22 protein-coding genes are annotated in these 20,736 nt (G+C 62.9%); 5 read left to right on the forward strand and 17 right to left on the reverse strand.

What is annotated here, in order from left to right:
* Positions 1-90 precede the first annotated feature (90 nt).
* On the reverse strand, positions 91-849 hold the full coding sequence (locus ACTJKM_RS15130; RefSeq protein WP_110877845.1) for an alpha/beta hydrolase: 759 nt from the start codon (positions 847-849) through the stop codon (positions 91-93).
* A gap of 149 nt (positions 850-998) precedes the next feature.
* On the opposite strand from ACTJKM_RS15130, the gene ACTJKM_RS15135 reads away from it, so the two are divergent.
* Complete coding sequence (locus tag ACTJKM_RS15135; RefSeq protein ID WP_057247904.1) at positions 999-1,445, forward strand: MarR family winged helix-turn-helix transcriptional regulator; 447 nt, start codon at positions 999-1,001, stop codon at positions 1,443-1,445.
* Positions 1,446-1,481: 36 nt separating this feature from the next.
* Here the strand turns inward: ACTJKM_RS15135 and ACTJKM_RS15140 are convergent, their stop codons facing one another.
* Positions 1,482-2,444, reverse strand: a complete 963-nt coding sequence (locus ACTJKM_RS15140) for a LysR family transcriptional regulator (protein WP_058326240.1) — start codon at positions 2,442-2,444, stop codon at positions 1,482-1,484.
* Positions 2,445-2,556: 112 nt separating this feature from the next.
* Here ACTJKM_RS15140 and ACTJKM_RS15145 point away from each other — a divergent pair, with 112 nt between their 5' ends.
* Both ACTJKM_RS15145 and ACTJKM_RS15150 read left to right on the forward strand, forming a co-directional pair.
* Positions 2,557-2,982, forward strand: coding sequence for a DoxX family protein (locus ACTJKM_RS15145; protein ID WP_440660554.1), 426 nt, complete (start codon positions 2,557-2,559; stop codon positions 2,980-2,982).
* A 134-nt stretch (positions 2,983-3,116) separates the two neighbouring features.
* Positions 3,117-3,461, forward strand: coding sequence for a nuclear transport factor 2 family protein (locus ACTJKM_RS15150; protein ID WP_348627334.1), 345 nt, complete (start codon positions 3,117-3,119; stop codon positions 3,459-3,461).
* Positions 3,462-3,503: 42 nt separating this feature from the next.
* On the opposite strand, the gene ACTJKM_RS15155 is transcribed toward ACTJKM_RS15150, so the two are convergent.
* From ACTJKM_RS15155 to ACTJKM_RS15175, 5 genes are all read right to left on the reverse strand, one after another.
* A complete protein-coding gene (locus tag ACTJKM_RS15155) occupies positions 3,504-4,247 on the reverse strand; it encodes a class I SAM-dependent methyltransferase (RefSeq protein ID WP_058326242.1) in 744 nt (247 codons plus the stop codon).
* 12 nt (positions 4,248-4,259) lie between these two features.
* Complete coding sequence (gene guaA / locus ACTJKM_RS15160; RefSeq protein ID WP_058324584.1) at positions 4,260-5,822, reverse strand: glutamine-hydrolyzing GMP synthase; 1,563 nt, start codon at positions 5,820-5,822, stop codon at positions 4,260-4,262.
* 161 nt (positions 5,823-5,983) lie between these two features.
* Entirely contained in the window at positions 5,984-6,622 is a 639-nt protein-coding gene (locus ACTJKM_RS15165) for a 5'-methylthioadenosine/S-adenosylhomocysteine nucleosidase (protein WP_058326243.1), read from the reverse strand.
* On the reverse strand, positions 6,619-7,071 hold the full coding sequence (locus ACTJKM_RS15170) for a PaaI family thioesterase (RefSeq protein ID WP_057247911.1): 453 nt from the start codon (positions 7,069-7,071) through the stop codon (positions 6,619-6,621). The genes ACTJKM_RS15165 and ACTJKM_RS15170 overlap by 4 nt, the downstream gene beginning before the upstream one ends.
* Before the next feature lie 35 nt (positions 7,072-7,106).
* On the reverse strand, positions 7,107-7,475 hold the full coding sequence (locus tag ACTJKM_RS15175; protein WP_245296031.1) for a TspO/MBR family protein: 369 nt from the start codon (positions 7,473-7,475) through the stop codon (positions 7,107-7,109).
* Between the two features lie 47 nt (positions 7,476-7,522).
* On the opposite strand from ACTJKM_RS15175, the gene ACTJKM_RS15180 reads away from it, so the two are divergent.
* A complete protein-coding gene (locus ACTJKM_RS15180; protein WP_058326245.1) occupies positions 7,523-8,077 on the forward strand; it encodes a GNAT family N-acetyltransferase in 555 nt (184 codons plus the stop codon).
* Positions 8,078-8,091: 14 nt separating this feature from the next.
* Here ACTJKM_RS15180 and ACTJKM_RS15185 read toward each other — a convergent pair whose 3' ends face one another.
* The 10 genes from ACTJKM_RS15185 to ACTJKM_RS15230 form a co-directional block, all read right to left on the reverse strand.
* Positions 8,092-9,177, reverse strand: coding sequence for a DUF1513 domain-containing protein (locus ACTJKM_RS15185; protein ID WP_058326246.1), 1,086 nt, complete (start codon positions 9,175-9,177; stop codon positions 8,092-8,094).
* A gap of 78 nt (positions 9,178-9,255) precedes the next feature.
* Positions 9,256-10,245: a magnesium transporter CorA family protein gene (locus tag ACTJKM_RS15190; protein ID WP_110878108.1), complete on the reverse strand. Its 990-nt coding sequence runs from the start codon at positions 10,243-10,245 to the stop codon at positions 9,256-9,258.
* A 327-nt stretch (positions 10,246-10,572) separates the two neighbouring features.
* Positions 10,573-11,688 carry an imelysin family protein gene (locus tag ACTJKM_RS15195; RefSeq protein ID WP_058326247.1) on the reverse strand — a complete coding sequence of 372 codons (1,116 nt, stop codon included), beginning with the start codon at positions 11,686-11,688 and terminating at the stop codon, positions 10,573-10,575.
* On the reverse strand, positions 11,688-13,220 hold the full coding sequence (locus tag ACTJKM_RS15200; protein WP_440637215.1) for a di-heme oxidoreductase family protein: 1,533 nt from the start codon (positions 13,218-13,220) through the stop codon (positions 11,688-11,690). Before ACTJKM_RS15200 ends, ACTJKM_RS15195 begins: the two co-directional genes overlap by 1 nt.
* Before the next feature lie 46 nt (positions 13,221-13,266).
* Positions 13,267-14,547, reverse strand: coding sequence for an imelysin family protein (locus ACTJKM_RS15205; RefSeq protein WP_058326248.1), 1,281 nt, complete (start codon positions 14,545-14,547; stop codon positions 13,267-13,269).
* A gap of 189 nt (positions 14,548-14,736) precedes the next feature.
* Positions 14,737-16,026: an RsmB/NOP family class I SAM-dependent RNA methyltransferase gene (locus tag ACTJKM_RS15210; protein ID WP_057247918.1), complete on the reverse strand. Its 1,290-nt coding sequence runs from the start codon at positions 16,024-16,026 to the stop codon at positions 14,737-14,739.
* Positions 16,027-16,162: 136 nt separating this feature from the next.
* Positions 16,163-16,537: a septal ring lytic transglycosylase RlpA family protein gene (locus tag ACTJKM_RS15215; RefSeq protein WP_057247919.1), complete on the reverse strand. Its 375-nt coding sequence runs from the start codon at positions 16,535-16,537 to the stop codon at positions 16,163-16,165.
* A 460-nt stretch (positions 16,538-16,997) separates the two neighbouring features.
* Positions 16,998-17,873 (reverse strand): SDR family oxidoreductase, encoded by an 876-nt coding sequence (locus tag ACTJKM_RS15220; protein ID WP_058326249.1) that lies wholly within the window; start codon positions 17,871-17,873, stop codon positions 16,998-17,000.
* Complete coding sequence (gene queG, locus ACTJKM_RS15225) at positions 17,861-19,063, reverse strand: tRNA epoxyqueuosine(34) reductase QueG (RefSeq protein WP_058326250.1); 1,203 nt, start codon at positions 19,061-19,063, stop codon at positions 17,861-17,863. The genes ACTJKM_RS15220 and queG overlap by 13 nt, the downstream gene beginning before the upstream one ends.
* Positions 19,044-19,736, reverse strand: a complete 693-nt coding sequence (locus tag ACTJKM_RS15230) for a glutathione S-transferase family protein (protein WP_057247922.1) — start codon at positions 19,734-19,736, stop codon at positions 19,044-19,046. The genes queG and ACTJKM_RS15230 overlap by 20 nt, the downstream gene beginning before the upstream one ends.
* 162 nt (positions 19,737-19,898) lie before the next feature.
* Between ACTJKM_RS15230 and ACTJKM_RS15235 the strand changes: the two genes are divergently transcribed.
* On the forward strand, positions 19,899-20,705 hold the full coding sequence (locus tag ACTJKM_RS15235) for an undecaprenyl-diphosphate phosphatase (protein WP_440660556.1): 807 nt from the start codon (positions 19,899-19,901) through the stop codon (positions 20,703-20,705).
* Positions 20,706-20,736: the final 31 nt, after the last annotated feature.

Below are 20,736 nucleotides of genomic sequence, written 5' to 3' on the forward strand. Positions count from 1 at the left end.
ATAAGGCTGTCGTCCGAGTTTGGGTTCGAGACGAGAAAAAGGGGCGCCACCCAAGGTGCGCCCCTTTGTATTGTTGTCGGTTGAGGTTGCTTATTCGCTGGCTTGAGCGGCCTGTTCGATAAGCGCTGCGACGGCATCGGGCTTCGAGACGTAGACGGCGTGGCTGCCGGATGTTTCGACGACGGTGGAGCCGGCGCGTTTTGCCATCTGGCGCTGGGCGGCCGGCGGGATCATGTGGTCGTCGGTGGCGACCAGATAGAAGCTCGGCTTTTCCTTCCAGGCCGGCGCGGTGACGGCACCGGCTGCCGCTTCCACGCCCCACGGCACCTGGGAGTCGGCCATGAAGGCTGCAATCTCGGGATCGACGTCGGCCGCGAAAGCGGCGGCGAATTTCGCCTTGTCGAGTGCCAGGAAACCATCGACCGGCGGCAGGATCGGCGGAACGGAGGCGCCGGCCGGCGGGTTGGCGATCAGCGTGGAAACGGACTCGCCCTTATCCGGCGCGAAGGCGGCGATATAGACGACGGCCTTCACCTTTTCGTCGGTGCCGGCTTCGGAAACGACCACGCCGCCATAGGAGTGGCCGACGAGTACGACCGGGCCGTCCTGTGCGGCGATCGCGCGCTTGGTGACGGCGACGTCATCGGCAAGCGACAGGGTCGGGTTCTGGACGATGGTGACGTTGTAGCCGTCCTTCTTGAGGATGTTGTAGACGCCCTGCCAGCCGGAGCCATCGACGAAGCCGCCGTGAACGAGCACGACATTCTTGGTGGCGGGGGCGGCCTCAGCCGGCGTCAGCGCGCTTGCGGAGAGGGCGAAAGCGGCGGCGGTGATGATGGACTTGATCATTTTCGGGTCTCCTTGGTTGAGTTTGTTTCCGCGAAAATCGTTATCGCGATAATCATCGTATACGCCGACTCGATTTCGTTGTAAAGATACTTTTTATCGCGATATTGATTTTCGCAACACAAGGTTCGAACTGCGCCAAGGAGACTACGATGTCTGATGCACCCACCCTGCCGCTGGACAGCCAGCTCTGTTTTTCGATCTATTCCGCCTCGATCGCCATCAACCGCGTCTACAAGCCGATGCTCGATGCGCTGGGTGTGACCTACACGCAGTATCTCGTCCTGAGTACGCTTTGGGAAAAGGATGGCCTGACGATCTCGGCGATCGCTGATCGGCTGAGCCTTGAATCCAGCACCATTACGCCGGCGGTCAAGCGGTTGGAGGCCGCCGGTTTCGTCGGCCGGCATCGCAGCATGGTCGACGAACGCCTGGTCGAGGTTCACCTCACCGCCAAGGGCCGGGATCTCCACGTGAAGACCGGATGCTTGACGGCCTCCCTGCTGGAGCATTCGGGTTTCACCGTACCGGAGATGATCGATCTGAACGAAAGGGTCCAGAAGTTGCGCAACGGAATGCGGGACGCAGCCAAGGCGTAGAGGCGGGCCAGCATTGCGACGCGGTTCGGCGCCGGGCTATGTCTGCCTTCTCGATGGTGGCGGGCGCTTCCAGCCCATCACCGCGTTCGCGCTCCAACGCGCGTCCGTCAGCCCGGCGATCAGGAAATCGGCGAGGGCAGAGACCTTCGCGGGACGCGCGCGGGCCGTCGGCGTCACGAAGTACAGTCCGCCTTCCGGTAGACGCCAGTCGGTGAGAACAGGTTCCAACCGTTCGTCCGGAAAATACTGGGTGGCGATGAACTCGGGGAGCTCGGTCATCGCCAGCCCTTCGAGTACTGTCGGCAGCAAGGCCTCCGCGCTCGTCCCTCGCAGCAACCCCCTGGGCGCAACCGCCACTTCCTCGCCGGTCTCGTGATGGGTGAAGCGCCAGACGTCCCGTTTCGCCCGGTTGGCGTAGCTCAGACACTGGTGGGCGATAAGGTCGTGCGGGTGCTGCGGGCGGCCATTTGTTTCAAGGTAAGCCGGCGAAGCGACGACGAACCGTTGGACAGGTGCGATCAGCCGCGCGACGAGCGATGAATCCTCCAGCACGGCGATGCGCAGCGCAGCGTCGAAGCCATCGCCGATGAGGTCCGTCTGCGCATCGGTCAAGTGAAGGTCGACTGCAATCTCGGGGTAGCGCCGAAAGAATTCCGGCAGAAGGGGAGCGACCCAGCGCGTGCCGAAGGACAGCGGCGCCGCTAGCTTCACCAGCCCTCGCGGACGGCTGGCGGCCTCGCGCGCCAGGTCCTCCGCCTCTTCGGCATCCGCGAAGATCCTGGACGCTCGTTCGGCCAGCATGTGGCCGTAGTCGGTCAGGGCAAGTCGGCGCGAGGTTCTGTTGAGCAGACGACCGCCAAGTCGCTCTTCGAGACGGGTGACGGCGCGCGATACGGTTGCGACCGAAACCCCCATCGTCCGTGCCGCCGCAGCGAAGGAACGCTCCTCCGCCACCTTGGCAAACATCGCCAGCGCTTCGAAATCGGGCAGCTTGGACATCGACAATTCTGCAATGATGACTTTCAATCATTTCTATTTCGAAAAGAGCGGAGTTGCAACATCATGGCCTGGTCCGCAACGAATTGCGGAGTCCACGTCAAGGAGACGTTCAATGTCTGCGACCCGTTATCTTCCCTTTGTCGGCCGGCTGCTGATCGGCCTTCCCTTCGCCATGAGTGGTTTCAGCAAACTCGGCGCCTACAGCGCCACGACCGGCATGATCGGTGCCGTCGGGCTGCCCTTTCCACCGCTGGCCTTCACCGTGGCAGTGCTTGTCGAGCTTGGTGGAGGTCTGCTTCTCATTGCCGGCTATCGCACCCGCTCCGTAGCGGCTGCTCTCGCGCTGTTCTCCCTCGCAACGGCCTTCTCGTTTCATAGCAATTTCGCCGATCAGAACCAGATGATCCATTTCCTCACGAACGTCATGATGGCGGGTGGGCTTCTTCAGATCGCTGCATTCGGCGCCGGTGCTTTCAGCATCGACAATCGGCACCAGGCCGGCGAGCCGGGCACAGGCGCGGCGGTTGCCGCCCATTAGTCAGCCAATGCCGGATCGGCGGATGTTGCCACCGGGCTGAGCGATCCAGACCTGACCCTGTGCCCTGTCCTCACGCTTCCGGCAATCGGCCCGACCCCAACCGGAGAAATGTGATGTCTTTCCCCGTTTCGACCTTGTTGCTTCGCAACCTCCACGACGTGTTCGGTGAGATTGACGCTGAGCGCCGGCGTGCCGCGATCGACGAGATCTTCCATGAAGACGCCGTGTTCTATGACCCCAATGGCGGTATCTTCCGCGGCCGCGACGAGATTGATCGGATCGCGGGCGTGATCAAGGCCACACATCCCGACTTTCAATACCAGCCGATCGCCCCAGCTGAGGAAATAGGCAATGGCGGCCGGGTCCGGTGGGTGTCAGGCAGTCCCGGCAAAACAGCGGCCTATGCCGGGACCGATTTCATCATCGCCCGGGATGGCAAGATCGCCGCCGTCTATCTCTTTTTTGATGCGCTTCCATAGATCAGACGCATCGCGATCGCTTTCCGGGCACCGGGCAAGCGGCTATCTCAGCCGGCCGATCGGAATGATCTCGGGCGCGGAAGTTTCGAACGAACTGCCGTCCCAGCCGCCGAGCCACTGTTCGACGACGAGCCCGGCCTCGTCCATCATCGCGACGAGGTCTTCATGGGAAGGGAAGGCGATTTTCGACTGGGCCGCGTAAGTGCGTCCGTCGGCTGCGATCCGATAGAAAGTTCCGTATTCCACGATACCCGTCACCGGATCATGCTGCACGTCGTTCCAGGCGAGAACCTGGCCTAGGACCGGATGAACGATGTCCCGTTCGGATTCGGCCGCGGTCCACTCCCGCCATTCTTCGACCAGCGGATTGCGGCTGTCGAAAATGAAGCGCCCGTCGGGAGCCAGATGCGCTGCGATGGTCTTGAGTGCGGCGAGCTGATCCTCCCTGGTCAGGAAGACCTGGAAGGCATGGCCGCTGAGCAGCACCATATCGAAGGTCTCGTCGAGGCGGATGGTCCGCCCGTCGCCCTCGACCCAACGCACCCGGTCGCCGCCGGGTCGTGACCTCGCGACATCGAGCATCGCGGCCGCCGGATCGACGCCGACGACCCGTTTGCCACTCACAGCAAGAGCAGCAGCCAATAGGCCGGTGCCGCACCCCAGATCGAGGATCGAGGTGCGGCTAGCGGCCATGGTCTTCAGATATTCGGAATCAGCGGTCCAGCCGTTCTCGATGTCGTAGAACTCTACAAGGCTTGGATCGCTATAGAGCTTGTCTGACGGCATCGAGATGACTGCTTATTCCCACTCGATCGTGCCCGGCGGCTTCGAGGTGACGTCGTAGACGACACGGTTGATGCCGCGGACCTCGTTGATGATGCGCGTTGCCGCGCGGCCGAGGAATTCCATGTCGTAGTGGTAGAAGTCGGCCGTCATGCCGTCGACCGAGGTGACGGCACGCAGCGCACAGACGAACTCATAGGTGCGGCCGTCGCCCATGACACCGACGGTCTGCACCGGCAGAAGCACGGCAAACGCTTGCCAGATGGCGTCGTAGAGGCCGGCCTTGCGGATCTCGTCGAGATAGATCGCATCAGCCTCGCGCAGGATCTCGAGCTTCTCGCGGCTGATGCCGCCCGGGCAGCGGATGGCAAGGCCCGGGCCCGGGAAGGGGTGGCGGCCGATGAAGCTGTCGGGCAGGCCGAGCTCGCGGCCGAGCACGCGGACTTCGTCCTTGAACAGTTCGCGCAGCGGCTCGACGAGCTGCATATTCATGCGCTCCGGCAGGCCGCCGACATTGTGGTGCGACTTGATCGTCACCGACGGGCCGCCGGTAAACGAGACGCTTTCGATCACATCGGGATAGAGCGTGCCCTGGGCAAGGAAGTCCGCGCCGCCGAGCTTCTTCGCCTCTTCCTCGAACACTTCGATGAACAGGCGGCCGATGATCTTGCGCTTGGTCTCGGGGTCGCTGACGCCTTCGAGTTCGCCGATGAAGCGGTCGGACGCGTCGACGTGCAGGAGGTGCAGGTTGTAATGCTCCTCGAACATCGCAACGACGTTCTTCGCCTCGTCCTTGCGCATCAGGCCGTGGTCGACGAGGATGCAGGTGAGTTGGTCGCCGACAGCCTCATGGATGAGGAGTGCCGCGACCGAGCTGTCGACGCCGCCCGAAAGCGCGCAGATCACCTTCTTGTCACCGACCTGGTTGCGGATCGCCTCGACCGCCTTGGCGCGGTAGGCCGACATCGACCAGTCGCCCTTGATGCCGGCGATCTTGTGCACGAAGTTGGCAATCAGCTTGGCCCCGTCGGGGGTGTGCACCACTTCGGGGTGGAACTGCACGGCGTAATATTTGCGCTTCTCGTCGGCGATGAAGGCGAAGGGCGCGTTGGCCGAGGTCGCGACGACCTCGAAGCCCTCGGGGATCGCGGTGACGCGGTCGCCATGCGACATCCAGACCTGGTGGCGCGAGCCGACGGACCAGAGGCCTTCAAACAGCGGGCAGTCCTTTTCGACTTCCAGGAAGGCGCGGCCGAATTCGCGGTGATGTCCGCTCTCGACCTTGCCGCCAAGCTGGGCGCACATGGTCTGCTGGCCATAGCAGATGCCGAAGACCGGCAGGCCGGAATCGAAGATAACCGAGGCCGCGCGCGGCGAGCCGATGTCGAGCGTCGAGGCGGGGCTGCCGGAGAGAATGACGGCCTTCGGCTTCAGCTGGCGGAAGCCTTCCTCCGCCGACTGGAACGGCACGATTTCGCAATAGACACCGGTTTCGCGCACGCGCCGGGCGATGAGCTGCGTCACCTGGCTGCCGAAATCGACGATGAGGACGGTATCGGGATGGGCTGTCTGGGTCATTGGGGGCCTTCAAACAAGCTTGATCATGGCGAGCCTTTAATGAAAGGCCGTCATCAGCGCAACGATTCAATTGCACCCCGACAATTCCGGGGTTTCAGAGCGGGATGAGGAAAAGTGTGTGCGGTTTTCCGACCGCATCCCGCTCTGACTTACGATCACATTTAGAGCCGGATCGCGCCGCTTGAGATCGCATTCTCCAACCGGTCGATCACGGCTGCAAGCTTCTCGTCGATGACGTGCAAATATTCCGTCCAGTCGCTGACGTGCTTGAGCTCGGCCTTGCCGTCGGAAATGCCGCGAAGCGCAATTAGCGGAACCCCGAAGGACTGGCAGGCGCGCAGGACCGCAAAGGTCTCCATCTCCACCATGTCGGCGTCGATCGTCTCGTACGCCGCGCCCGAGACGATGTTGGCGCCGGTCGAAAGCCGGGCCTCCGGCACGCCGGGAATCCTGAGCGGCAGCGGCACCACGGCCGGCAGGTCGAGAAACGGCGTTGCGCCCTTCTCGAAGCCGAGCGGCGAGGCATCCATGTCGCGATAGCCGACGGAAACGGCCTGGTAGACCTCCGTCTGTTCCAGCCTGGCGCCACCGGCGGACCCGAGCGAAACGACCAGATCGGGCAGGGCTCGCTCCGCGGCGAGCTCCGCGAGCGTTCGCGTCAGCACCACGGCGGCCTCGACCGGGCCGACGCCGGTCATCAGCGGTTTGATCCGCTGCTTGAGGTGCGTCCCGTATTCGGCATCCACGGCCATGACGTAGAGAACCCTGCGTCCGGCAACGGTTTTGACGGCAAAACTCATCCTTCGATCCCCTGGCGTCCGCGTACCACCATCATCGTCCCGGTCATCGAGGCGATCAGCTTCGCCGGCCCATCGGCGCGGATCGCGTAGCCGCGCCCGTCGGAGACGATGATCGTCGAGCCGGGTTTGGTCACTTCACCGCGAAACAGGAAACGCTCGCCGCGCCCCGGCGAAAGCAGGTTGACCTTGAACTCGATCGTCAGGATCGAGGCATCCGGGTCGATCACCGAATAGGCGGCATAGGTGCCGGCCGAATCCAGCGCCGCCGAGATCACGCCCGCATGCAGGAAGCCATGCTGCTGCGTCAGCTTGTCATCGAACGGCAGTTCGATCTCGACCGTGCCCTGTTCAACGAGCGTCAGTTCGGCGCCGACCGTGCGCATTGCCGCCTGCCGCGCGAAACTCTCACGGATGCGCTTTCGGAAATCGGGGGGATCACGGTCGTCCATCAGTCCACATGGCCTTTTTTTGTCGGGTGGCATCATTATGCCTGCGGGACAGTGGCACGCTCGTGAAGGTCCGACAAGTTCAATTCATGAGCAAAATCGAGCTGTTGAGCGTCGTCGCAAACGCAACCCAGGCGAGATAGGACCAGGAACAGCAGGGCCGAAACGCGATCCCGCCGCCGGCTTGCGACGACGAAACCGGCGACTGCAATCAATAGCGCGATGATCAGGGCCGAGGAGATGTCCTCAATCCCGAAGAACAGCGGCGACCAGAGGACGTTGAGGAACATCTGCGCCAGCCACAATCGCATGGCGGCGCGAGACCGAGACCAGTGGCGAATAGGACTGCGTACACGATCGTTCTGTTCATGGCCTCGACAGATAAAACAGACTTTCTGGCTTTCCATGGGGGCTGCCGTTTTGAAGCCGTGATCTGCCACCTATATCATGTGCCATGAAGAGCTTCAGACGCATCGACATCCGGCCGGCCGGTCCGGATGACATCATGATGATCGCCTCCGTCATCGTCGAAAGCTGGCGATCGACGTTCCGCGGACTGATTTCCGACGCCTTCCTCGATGGGATGAGCGTCGAAGAGCAGGCGCTGCGCCACGCAAGGCGCATGCGCGTCGCCGATGTCTTTCATCTGGTCGCGGTCGACATGAGCACGAACAAGGTGATCGGTTTTGCCAATTATGGAAAAGCCCGATCGATGCCGCCGCGTTTCGATCGCGAGCTCTATGCGCTCTATATCCTCAAGGAATTCCAAGGCGCCGGCATCGGCTCGGCACTAGTGCGCAGCGTTGCCGCCCATTGCCGGGAACTGGGCGGCAAGTCTCTGTTTGCCTGGGTGCTTTCCAGCAATCCGAACAGGGCGTTCTATGAGCACCTGGGTGCGGTTGCCGTCGGCCAGGGCCAGGTAAGCCTCGGCGGCGAAAACCACGACCAGACCGCCTATCGCTGGGACGATTTGGCAAAGCTCTCCGGCGCGGGCCGCTTTTCGGCCTGAGGCATGTCTCCGGCCTATGCCAAACGAACGATGTGCTGATCCCAGGCGACGCGGCTTTCGCGCGCCTTGAAGTGGCCGTCATAGGACGAAACGGCAAAGCCGTGCTCCGCGGTGGCGACCCCTGCTGCATCGACGACGCGCTCTTCCTTCAGCACCGTGCCGGTTCGGGCATCGAGCGTCACGGCCACGCCGCCCTTCGGCGAGGTCAGGCCAACAAGCCCTTCGTGCCGGTTGACCGCGATCGCGCCGACATAGTTCGCCAGCGCTTCCGTCGTGCGCTCGGGTAACGACAGGAATTTCAGGTCTTCGCCCTTGGAGAAGGATCCGACGAGCGGCGGCAGATCGTTGCGCGCGCCTTCGTACTGGCAGGCAAACCAGATCTCGCCCTTTGGGCCGATATCGACGTGCCGCGTCGAAAGACGGCTGAGGTCAGCAGGTAACCCGTGCCTCTGCACGAGCGCACCGGTTTTCGTGTCCACCAGCGTCAGGCTCGGCTCCATATGGTCGAGATTGAGCTTGGTGCGGCCGAAGTCCGGGTGGGTCTCGATGCCGCCATTGGCTATCGCAAGCAGGCGTCCGTCGGCAGCAAGTGTCATGTCGTGCGGACCGATGCCGTAGGTCGGGAATTCGCCGATGCGGGTGAAGTTGTCGGTGCCGTCATAGATGCCGACCATGCCGCGATTGCCGGCAAAGTCGTTCTCGGTGGCATAGAGCAGCTTGCCGTCCGCCGAGAAACAACCGTGACCGTAAAAGTGCCGGCCTTCTGCTGCAGCGATGACCACTGGTTCCGCTGAGCCGTCGGTCGGAAGGATCATCGCATAGGTGCCGGGCCGGCGGGCGAAGGCGACGGCGCGGCGGCTGACCGCTGAATAGGCCATGCCGTGCGCGCGCGCCGGCAGCGCCGTGCGGTCGATGATCTCGCCGGCTTCCGTCAGCGTTGCAACGCCATAGCTTCCATCCGGCGCCATGAAGGCCGAGGCAAAGACGGCATCGGCTCTGCCTAGGGCGAAAGCCCGGTCGGGCGCCAGGCTTGCCACCCAGGCTGCGCCTGCCATTTTCAGGAAACTGCGCCGGTCGATCAGACCCGTGGCGGCTGTCATGCCATCCTCGCTCGTCGTGGAAATCTGCGGCCCTGAACGGGGGTGCCGCTCAGGGCTGCGATATAGCAGGTTGCCGGGTCAGAGCCAGCCCCGGCGCTTGAAGTAGAAATAGGGCACGATCGCCGACATCACCATCAGCATCAGTGCCGCAGGATAGCCGAACTCCCACTGCAGCTCCGGCATCACGCCGAAGTTCATGCCGTAGATCGAGGCGACCAGCGTCGGCGGCAGGAAGACGACGGCGGCGACCGAGAAGATCTTGATGATCTGGTTCTGCTCGAGATTGATGAGGCCGAGCGTCGCGTCGAGCAGGAAGTTGATCTTGTTCGACAGGAACAGCGCGTGGTCGCCAAGCGAAGTTGCATCCCGCTGGATCAGCTTGATCCGCTGCCGGCTTTCCTTTCCCGCCTTGCGTGGCCCCATGCCTTCGAGCGCCACATGATAGGCGACGAGCCGACCGATGCTGACGAGGCTTTCGCGGATGACCGTCAGGAGGTCGCCCTTCTGGCCGATCTGCTCGATCAGTGACTGCAGGTCGCGTGTCTTCTTGGTGGCGCTGGCATTCGTCTTGCGGAACACCTCGCGAGAAATCGCATCGACCTCGCTGCCGGCACGCTCCAGCGCGTCTGCCGTGCGGTCGATGATCGCCTCGAGAAGACCGAGCATCACCAGTTCGCCGGTCTCGCAGATCTGGCCGTTCGCCTTCTGGATGCGGTTGGAAAAGGTCTGAAACGGCTTGGGGTCGGCATGGCGTACGGTGACCAGCGTCGCGCCCTTGAGGATGAAGGTCACCGGCACCTTGACCGGATACTCGCTGTCAAGCTTGGCGGTCGCCGTCATCGTCATGAACTCGGCACCGTTCTCCTGGTAGAGGCGGTCGGAAAGCTCGATTTCCTGCATCTCGTCACGGGTCGGGATCTCGATGCCGAGCTGGCCCTCGACCAGGCGCGTTTCCTCAACGGACGGATTGAAGAGGTCGAACCAGATGGCGGGCGTCGGCGATGCGATGCCGTCAAGCATGTCGACGAGCACGAGGTGGCTGTTCTGGCTTTTGTAGATGCGCAGCATATTGGGCTCCATAGGGCGAGTCATCCGACCGCCACGGAGCCCTGATCAAATCAGGACCGACGGCCGTGAGCGTGAAGGCTCGACTTCGACTGTCGGGGTTCATTGTGAGTTGGTCCTTGTGGTGAAACGTGCCCGCGAGAGCGGACACGGGAAGCGCTTTGCGCCTAAAAGCCTTGATTGTCAACACTCTGAGTTTGAGCGGGATGCGGGTGGAAAACCGCGCACACTTTTCCTCATCCCGCTCTGGAGCGCGTGCGTTCAATTGAACGCACTTTGATGCGAGAGCATCTTTTCCGCTCCGGTGCCTACACCTGCGAGCGGGATGCTCTAGTCGCCGTCGGCGAAGGAGAAGCCGGCGCCAAGCCCGATCGCGCCGCCGAAATCCCTGTTCAGGCGGTTGAGGAGGTCATTGGTGTTGAGCGACAGGAAGGCGAGCTTGGCGCGCTTGTCGTCGTCAGTGAGCGCGGTGTCGATCGGTCCATCGATGTTGCCGGCCATGCTGATCACCGACTTGAAGACGAAGTCGGCCGAACCCGCCACGGAGCGGCTGTCTTCCGGCAGCAGGCTTTGCATGTCGGCGACGTCGAACAGCGTCTTCAGCCCGCGCACGTTGCCGGCGATCGAGGCCATGGTGTTGCCGGAACGCCAGTAGATCGCAAGCTTCGGATGCCCCTTGTCGTCCTTGCCTTCGTAGAACGGCTTCAGCCGCTGGTCCTTCACCGTCTCGACGCCATGGACGAGAATGCCGAGCAGTTCGGTGGCCGCCTCGCGATTGTCGCGGAATTCGGGATTGTCGGGGCCTGGGTTTTTCCAGGCGGCCTGGATGCCGTCGGGCTTCTGCCATGCGGCCAGGAATTCGTTGGCGATGTCATCGAGGTTCCCAGTGATCGCCAGGCCATAGCGGCAGCGGAAGTCGCCGTCCTTGCCCGAAAGCACCTCGGCGCCCGTGCCATAGAGAACATATTCGAGTGCGCCCAGCCCTTGCGCCGCGACGCTCTTGCCCTTGAGCTTGGCTTCGTCCGTTGCGCTTTCGTCCGCCTTCGAAAGGATCGCCTGCACCTGCTTGAGCCCGGTGCTCTTGCGATCGGGGTAGAAGAGGAAGCGTTCGAAGCGGTTCTGTTCGAGAGCCGGACCAAGCCTCACGACCTCGATCGCCGACCAGGCGCCGACCAGGTCGGAGAACGCACTCTGCGCGTTCTTGAGTGCCGGCTGCGACGGCGCCTCGCAGAGCTTCGCGGTCGCTTGCCTTGCAGCGGCGGTCTTTTCCGACAGATTGCGGTAGCCGGGAATGATGAAGTCGTCGACGGCCTTGGCCATGACGGCGGGCACGGCGGCCTCGTTGACGACACGCGGCGAGAGCGCGCTCCCCTCCTGAGCCATTGCGGGCAATGCGGTCGTCAGCGCCAGGGAGAATGCGAGGGTGAGCGTATGCGTAGAGGGCATCAGAGTGACTCCAGGAAGGCAAGGAGATCGTGGCGATCGCTTGCGGCAAGGGCGGCGAAAGCATCGCGGGCCGTCTGCCCTTCGCCGCCATGCCAGAGGATCGCTTCGGTGAAATTGCGGGCGCGTCCGTCGTGCAGCAGGAAAGTGTGCCCGCTGACGGTCTTCGTCAAGCCGATGCCCCAGAGCGGCGGGGTGCGCCATTCGCGGCCGGTGGCGACGCCCACTTCCTGGCCGTCCGCGAGACCTTCGCCCATGTCGTGCAGCAGGAAATCGGAATAGGGCCAGATGAGCTGGAAGGACTGCGCCTTGTTTGTTGCATCCCGGCGGGTGACGAATTTCGGCGTGTGGCAGCTCGTGCAGCCAAGGTCGTAGAGGACCTTCTTGCCGCGAAGCGTTTCGGCAAAGCTCGCCTTGCGACGCGCCGGAACGGCAAGGTTCTCCGAATAGAAGGTCACGAGGTTAAGCACCGGATCGGGCGCTTCGGTCGGACCAAGCCGTTCCTGCACACCGGTCGCCATGGTGAGGCATTTCGCTTGGGCGGCAGTGCAGTCGCCATGCGGCCGGTCGGCGTCGGGGGAGGAGATGCCGATATCGGTGGCAAAGGCATCGGCACTCTGCTGCCGCACGGTGGCATTCTGTGCCTTCCAGCCGAAACGTCCGATGGTCAGCCTGCCGGTCTTCGCGTCACGTCTGAGCGCCGGGCGGCCGCTGATCCCGTCGCCGTCGGCGTCGTCAGGATCGGCAAGCGCGAGGATGTCCGCCTCATGGATCGCCTCGATGAGGCCAAGCCCGATCATCGGCTGGGCCACGCGCGGCGAGAGCGTCGTTGCCGGATCGAGCGGCCCGTAGGCAAGATCGGCCACCGAATAACTTGGCCGGCGCAGCGAAACGGTCTCGCCGTCGGGGAAGGTGAACGGCTGCTCGGTGTAACTGACCTTCAGATGCCCTTCGGCAGCAAGGCCCGGCACGGCGCTATCCTGAAGCTGGGCACCATAGACTGGGTCCGGGAAGTTGACGACCTGATGCGTCTCGATCAACCGTCGCTCGTCGTCGTCGCGCGAAGGGCGCGCCAGACGGAAGAACATCGAAGTCGCATCGGTGGAGCCCTCCGGCGGGCGTCCGCGTCCGTCCTTCAGGTGACAGCTCTGGCAGGCGCGGGCGTTGTAGAGCGGGCCAAGGCCGTCGGAGGCTTGGGTCGAGGAGGGCGAGGAGACCCAGAGCTTGCGGAACAGCGCGTTGCCGAGCTTGAAGCCTCCCTCTTCCTGGAAGGTGAGATTGGCCGAAAACTGCGAGAAGCTGTCGGCATTGACGGGCGCGATCGAGGTCGCAGCACCACCGGACATGGCCTCGAAGCTTTCCGCCTTCGAGAAGTCATCGGTCGGCCGTGTGACCGTCAGGACGCGCTGGCGGTCCTTGATGTCGAGGTCAGTGCGTTCGATCGGAAGGCCGTCGCCGGCAAGGGCGGGCAAGGCGGTAAAGAGCGCCTGCGCAAAAAGAAGCGCGAGAAGGCGAGGAGCGCCAGTTTTCATCAGTAGAGGATCGGGCCGCACCGGTGCCGGCGCGGCCCGCCTTTTCAGCTTATTGGAAGACGGCGTTAGGATTGTCCAGGCTGTCGGAACCTTCAAGCTCGATCGTGCCGAGATCCAGTGACGCAATGACGCGCTGAACGGTCTTTGCCTGGGCGATCAGGCCGTCGATCGCCGCCTGCACGGTGGCGTTGCCCTCGGCATTGCCTTCGCCGATCATCTGGTCGTAGGCCTCGGTGGTTTCCGCGCGCTTGGCCATTGCCTGCATCTTCTCGACTGTGGTCGAAAGGTTGCCGGTCATTTCCTTGTCGAGTGCTGCGTCCTTGGCGGCAACGAGTTCCGAAAGCGACGGGCCGGTCATCTTCGTACCGTCGACGCGGGTGTACTCGCCCCTATAGGCCGACTGGATGCCGATCGCGTCGTGCAGATGCGAGTTGTGCGTGTTGTCGGAGAAGCAGTCATGCTCTTCTTCCGGATCGTGCAGCAGCAGGCCGAGCTTCATGCGCTCGCCGGCCAGTTCGCCATAGGAGAGTGAACCCATGCCGGTGAGGATGGCGACGAGGCCAGCCTTCGGGTCAGCCTCGACGGCCTTGGTTGCGGCACCGTCCGGTGTCCAGTTGGCAACCATTTCCTTGAGGTCGGAAACCAGGAGCTCGGTCGCGGCCTTCAGATAGGCGGCGCGGCGGTCGCAATTGCCGCCGGTGCAGGCCTTGGTGTCATAGTCGGTATAGGGGCGGTTTCCGGCGCCAGCCTTGGTGCCGTTCAGGTCCTGGCCCCAGAGCAGGAATTCGATCGCATGGTAGCCGGTGGCGACGTTCGCCTCGATGCCGCCGGCTTCCTGCAGCGTGCCCGCCAGGAATTCCGGCGTGATGTTGCTGGCATCGACGTCCTTGCCGTCGATCTTAATCGTCTTGTTGGCGATGACGTTGGCGGTGAACAGCGCGTTCTCGTCGCTTTCGCTGCCGTAGCTCGGGTCGACATAGTCGATCAGGCCTTCGTCCAGCGGCCAGGCGTTGACCTTGCCTTCCCACTCGTCGACGATCGCGTTGCCGAAGCGGTAGACTTCGGTCTCCTGGTAGGGGTTGCGGGCCTTCCGCCAGGCGTCGCGCGCGGCCTTCAGCGTTTCTTCGCTCGGCGTCGCGATCAGCGCGTCGACCGCCTTGTCGAGTGCCTCGGCCGTCGTCAGCGCATCTTCGAATTTGGCATGGGCGACGGCGGTGTAATGCTTCACCACGGCGGCGGCATCGGTTGCGGCGTGGGCCGGCTGCAGGGCCAACGCCGACGTTGCCGTCATGAACGCCAGCGCGGCGCCGCGGATGAATTTCTTGGTCATGACCCTCTCCTGTTGCTTCCTTCGGCGCAGCCGAGCGAGTGCGCAAACGCGGCATCGTTCAGGCGTCGGGCCATGAGAAAGGGCCCGGCCGGGCCCGCCTCTCATGAACCAAAAGCAAACTTGTGTCAAAGTGTATAGTTTAGAACGTTTTCAATCTGATGCGCGTGTTCTGACCATTGTCAAAAGGCGTCAACCCTTGCGTTGCATCAGGCAGAAGAAGAAGCCGTCCGTGCCGGTCGAGGCGGGCGTCAGCGTCACCGTCTTCATGTCGGCCGACCAGGGTTGCGGCTTGTCGGTTCCAAAGAGCGTCGCCCAGATGTCGGCTGCCGACAGGATCTCGAATTCCGGGTTGTCTTCGCAGAAGCCGTAGACCTGGGCCTCGTTTTCCTCAGGCAGTACCGAGCAGGTGACATAGATGAGGTGGCCGCCCGGGCGGACGAACTGGGCAGCGCTCGCCAGCGCTTCCTCCTGCTGGGAGATGCGCTCTTCAAGATTCTTCTGATTGAGGCGCCATTTCGTGTCGGGCCGGCGGCGCCAGGTGCCGGTGCCGGTGCAGGGCGCATCGACCAGTACGCGGTCGAAGCGGCCGGCGAGCGGCGCGAGGCTGTCAGTGGATTCATGCACCTGGACATTGCGGGTGCCGGCGCGCTTCAGCCGTTCGATGATCGGCGCGAGGCGTTTGCGGTCGGTGTCGTAGGCGTGCACCTGGCCCTTGTTGTTCATCGCCGCCGACATGGCGAGCGTCTTGCCGCCACCGCCGGCGCAATAGTCGAGCACCTGTTCGCCTTCCTGCGGAAAGGCGAGATCGGCAACGATCTGCGAGCCTTCGTCCTGGACTTCGAACCAGCCCTTCTGAAAGGAAAGCTCCGCCGTCACGTTCGGCAGGCGCGAGGCGCCTTCGCCGGCCGGAATGCGAATGCCGTTGCGGGCGATCGTCGCCGGTTCGGCACCGCTGCGCTCCAGCGCCTTCAGCACCTTGGCGCGCGAGGCCTTCAGCGTATTGGCACGCAGGTCGAGCGTCGGCCGGCCGGCGAGGGCCTTCGCTTCATCGAGCCAATCGTCGGAGAAGTTTTCCTCGAAGGAGGCCTGGACCCATTCGGGAATGTCGCCCTGGATGTGGGCTGCGGCGTCTTCGAGGCGGCGCGTGGCGAAGGCTTGCGCCATCTCGGCTGACGGCATCTCAGGCGCAAATTTGTCGCCGTCGAGTTCGGCAGCGAGCGCTTCCGGGGTGAAGCCCCATTGCCGGTACATGACGGCATGGCCGAGCGCCGACGCGCTGTCGCTGTCCATCAGGAAGGCGTGCGAGAGTTTCATGCGAAGGGCGTCGTAGACGATGTTGCCGATCGCCGAGCGATCGCCGGATCCGGCGAAGCGATGGGAGAGGCCCCAATCCTTGAGCGCGTCGGCGACCGGGCGCTTCCGCTTTTCGATATCCTCAAGAACCTCAATGGCTCCAGCGAGCCTGCCGCCCAAACGCATCTTCGATCAACTCCTTTTTCGCCGTGGTAACGGCGATGGCATCGAAGAGCAAGACGGCGGAGAAGATTAACCGCCGAGAATGGTCTTTCTCAAGTAAACCCACCTGACGATCGGTCGGATGGCAGTATTTCAAAAATCAGGAATTGATGACGCGATAACAGATGCTGGCGTGGCCGGAGCGGATCATGCCGATCTGCGAGGCTGCAGCCTTGGAAAGGTCGATCACGCGGCCACGAATGAATGGCCCACGGTCGTTGATCCGAACGATCACGCTCTTGCCGTTGCGCTTGTTGGTGACCTGAACCTTGGTTCCGAACTTCAGGCTGCGGTGGGCGGCGGTCAGGCGGGCGGCATTCATGCGCTCGCCGGAGGCGGTCTTGGAGCTCAGCGCGTACCAGGACGCGCCGCCGCAGCCGGCGCCGGCTGCATGGCTATCGGAAACGGAAACGAGACCGATAGCGGTCGTGAACAGCGCTGCAGCGGCAGCAGCCTTGATCTTCGCTGGCGTCAACTGGCGATCCCCTCGGTCAAATGGTTGAATAAAAATCTTCTGGGAACCGCTAATTGGGGCGAAAAATGGCGAAAACGTGCTTCAACCATTTACGATCTATTAGGATTTATTAAAAAATGACGAAAATTCAAAAACGAAGATTGTTTGAAATAGTTTAAATGGAGCCAGGAAGTTCTTTGGAATCAGCGGTTGAACGCTCACAGCCTTCCGCACGCAGGCGCAACTCAGTGGTAAACGAAAAATTTCATTAAAAATTTCGAATTGGACGAAATTTCCGGAATCCGGATGGTCGAAAACTCGTTACTAGCGCACAGGTTGTATTCAATTCGTCAAGTATCGAATGAATATCCAGAGAAAGTCACAATTCTGGCGGCGCTGCCGCCGCCATTACTGATGGACTGACTATCGGCTTTCTATAAGCATTTCGGGTTATGTTATTGATTGAGCGCCGAGTTGCGTTTCAGGCGTTGCGCCATGTGCCGGATTGCCAGAGCTGCGCAAGCGAAACGCGATAATCCGGATACGCGAACTCGAAACCGGTGGCGCGCATGCGGGCGTTCGATACCCGCTTGTTCTCGCCATAGAAGGAGCGGGCCATCGGTGACAGCTCCGCCTGCTCGAAGGGAATTTCCGGCGGCGGTTCGACGCCCATCAGCCGCGCGGCCTCAAGCACCACGTCCTGTGGTGGCGCCGGCTCGTTGTCGGTGATGTTGAAGACGCCGCTCGTGCCGTTGTTGGCGAGGAACAGGGTGGCCGCGCCGATATCTTCGACCCGGATGCGGTTGAACACCTGCCCAGGCTTGATCAGGCGCCGGGCCGTGCCGTTTGCGAGATTGCAGAAGGCGTTGCGTCCGGGGCCGTAGATGCCGGCAAGCCTCAACACGGCAACCGGAATGCCCTGCTTCGCGCCGAAGGCGATCCAGGCATCCTCCGCCTCCACCCGCTCGACCGAGCGGGCCAAGACCGGTTTGCGCAGCATGTCCTCGGTGACCCATTCGCCGCCGTGGTCGCCATAGACGCCGACGGTCGAGAGATAACCGATCCACTTGAGGTTCGGCGCCAGCTGCGCGAGATCCGGGCTGGAAGTGCGAAACATCGGATCGCCGTCGCGGCCGGGCGCGATCGACTGGATCAGGTGCGTCGCCTGGCCAAGCGCGGCAGCGAGGTCATCGGATATGGTCTCACCGTCGAAGAGGATCGGACGGATGCCGGCCTTTTCGAGCTTCGCTGCCTTCTCCTCGGTGCGGGTGGTGCCGACAACGCTTGTCGCCGTCGGGGCCATGGTCCGCGCGATTGCCATACCGGAGTAACCGGCGCCAAGGATCAGGACATGCATCGGCTCACTCCCGCCATTTGCCATTCGTTGAGGACGTCTTCGTCCGTCTCTGGCTCGCATTGTTCGGCAAATTGCGCAAGCGCCACCGGCGCGACCAATCGTGACAGCGCCCAGACCGCCATCGCCCGCACCACGGGCGAGGCATCGCCGACGCGCGCCTTGACGGCAGGCACGAGCGCCTGGTTGCCGGAGTTGCCGGCCGCGATCAGCACGTTGCGCACGAAACGGTCGCGGCCGATGCGCTTGACCGGCGAGCCCGAGAACAGGCTGCGGAAGGCCGGGTCGTCGAGGCCGAGCAAAGCTTCCAGCGATGGCGCCTTCAGGTCCTCGCGCGCCTTCAGCTTCATTTCGGAGGCTGCCTGCGCGAACTTGTTCCAGGGGCAGGCGGCGAGACAGTCGTCGCAGCCATAGATGCGGTTGCCCATCAACGGGCGCAGCTCCGGGTCGATTGGACCCTTGTGCTCGATGGTCAGGTAGGAAATGCAGCGCCGCGCGTCGATCTGATAGGGCGCAGGAAAAGCGCCGGTCGGGCAGGCATCGAGGCAGGCGCGGCAGGAGCCGCAATGGTCGCGCTCCGGCTCGTCGATGACGAGGTCCGCCGTGGTGAACAGGCTGCCGAGAAACAGCCAGGAGCCGAATTCGCGACTGACGAGATTGGTGTGCTTGCCCTGCCAGCCGAGGCCGGCCTTCTCCGAGAGTGGTTTCTCCATCACCGGGGCGGTGTCGACAAAGACCTTGACGTCCTCGCCGGCGCGCGCGGCGAAGCGGGTCGCCACTTCCTTGAGCTTGCCTTTGATGATGTCATGATAGTCGCGGTTCTGGGCATAGACCGAGATCGCGCCGCGATCGGTCTTTTCGAGAATCCCGCGCGGATCGTCTTCCGGCCCGTAATTCATCGCGAACATCACCACCGAGCGCACGTCGCTCCAGAGCGTGCGCGGATCGGAGCGTCGCTCGGCAGTCTCGGCCAGCCAGTCCATCGTGCCGTGGAAGCCGTCGTCGAGGAAGTCCTGGAGCCGAGCCGGCGCCTCGGGAATGGCGTCCGGGCGGGTGATGCGACAGAGATCGAAGCCCTTGTCTGCCGCCTCGGCTTTCAGGAATTCGGTCAGCTTCAGCCGCCGTCGATCCCCATTGTCAGCCTTGGCAGCGATGCCGGGCACGGATTCATCCTCAGAAGTCGAGGTCCGCATAGTGCGGAACCGGAGTCACGCCGCGCACACGCTCGGCAAGCAGCGGGCGGAAGGAGGGGCGGGACTTCAGCCGCTGGTACCACTCCTTGGCGGTCGGGGCATCCGACCAGTCGATCTCGCCGAGATAGTCGAGCACGGACACCGTCGCGGCCGCGGCGAGATCCGCATAGGAGATGCGGTCGCCGGCAAGCCAGGTGCGCGAACCGGCGAGCCAGGAGAGATACTTCATATGCTGGCGGATATTGGCGCGCGAGGTGCGCAGGACCTTGCTGTCGGGCGCGCCGCCGCCCTGGTCCGGTGTCATTTGCAGCTTGAAGATCCGCTCGCGCACCAGCGGCCGCGTCACGTCCGCTTCCATCTTGTGCAGGAACCACTCGACCAGGCGGCGGATTTCCGCCCGCTGGAACGGGTCCTCGGCCAGAAGCCGGCGATCCCGCTTCATGATTCCGTTCGTTTCGTCGAGATATTCCGAGATGATCGTGGCGCCACAGAGCGCTCTCATACTGTCGTCAACATAGACCGGTAGCGTCCCGGCCGGGTTCAAGGCCAGGAAGTCGCGCCGGTTCTCCCAGGGCTGTTCCTCGGACAATTCCGTCTGATAGCCATATTCCGAGAGGATAAGGCGAACGAACCGTGAAGCGGAGGACATGGGGTGATGATACAGTGTCGGCATCGATGATCTGGCTTCTCAGAGTCTTTTTGCTGGGGGCGTCAGCGTGGCGGCGCAAGCGTCTGGCCACGGCTCCTGTGATAGAGCTATAGAAATTTGTGGTGGCAAACACAAGCGAATCAGCCTTTTCCTCCCACTCCAAAACTTGTCAGGAAAATCTCATATATGGCGGATCAATCGATCATCAGCGCGCTTGTCCTCGGACTCATCGAGGGCTTGACGGAGTTTATCCCTGTTTCGTCGACGGCGCACGTCCTCCTTGCCGGCCACTTCCTCGGCTTCAGGTCGCCGGGCAACACCTTCGCCGTCCTCATCCAGCTCGGCGCCATTCTGGCCATCCTGCTCGTCTATTTCCAGAAGCTTCTGTCGATCGCGCTGGCGCTGCCGACGAGCATCAAGGCGCGCCGCTTCGTCCTGTCCGTTTTGATCGCCTTCCTGCCGGCGGCCGTCATCGGCGCAATCGCCCATGATTTCATCAAGACGGTGCTGTTCGAAACGCCGATGCTCATCTGTGTCGTGCTGATCGTCGGCGGCTTCATCCTCTACGTGATCGACCACCTGCCGCTGAAGCCGCGCTACACTGACGTCATGGACTATCCGCCGTCGCTGGCGCTGAAGATCGGCCTGTTCCAGTGCCTGGCGATGATCCCCGGCACCTCGCGTTCCGGTGCCACGATCGCCGGCGCCCTGCTGATGGGGACCGACAAGCGCTCGGCCGCGGAGTTCTCGTTCTTCCTGGCGATGCCGACCATGCTCGGCGCCTTCACGCTGGACCTCTATAAGAACCGCGACGCGCTCTCCTTCGACGATTTCACCCTGATCGCCGTCGGCTTCATCGCGGCGTTCGTCGCCGGCATCTTCGTCGTGCGTTCGTTGCTCGATTTCGTCTCGCGGCGCGGTTTCACGCCCTTCGCCATCTGGCGCATCGTCGTCGGCACGGCCGGCCTGATCGGCCTCTGGTTGCTCGGCTGATCTCGGGATCAACGATCTCAAATGAAAAAGG

The sequence above is a fragment of the Ensifer sp. 22460 genome (assembly GCF_052044935.1).
In the GTDB taxonomy this organism is placed as follows: domain Bacteria; phylum Pseudomonadota; class Alphaproteobacteria; order Rhizobiales; family Rhizobiaceae; genus Ensifer.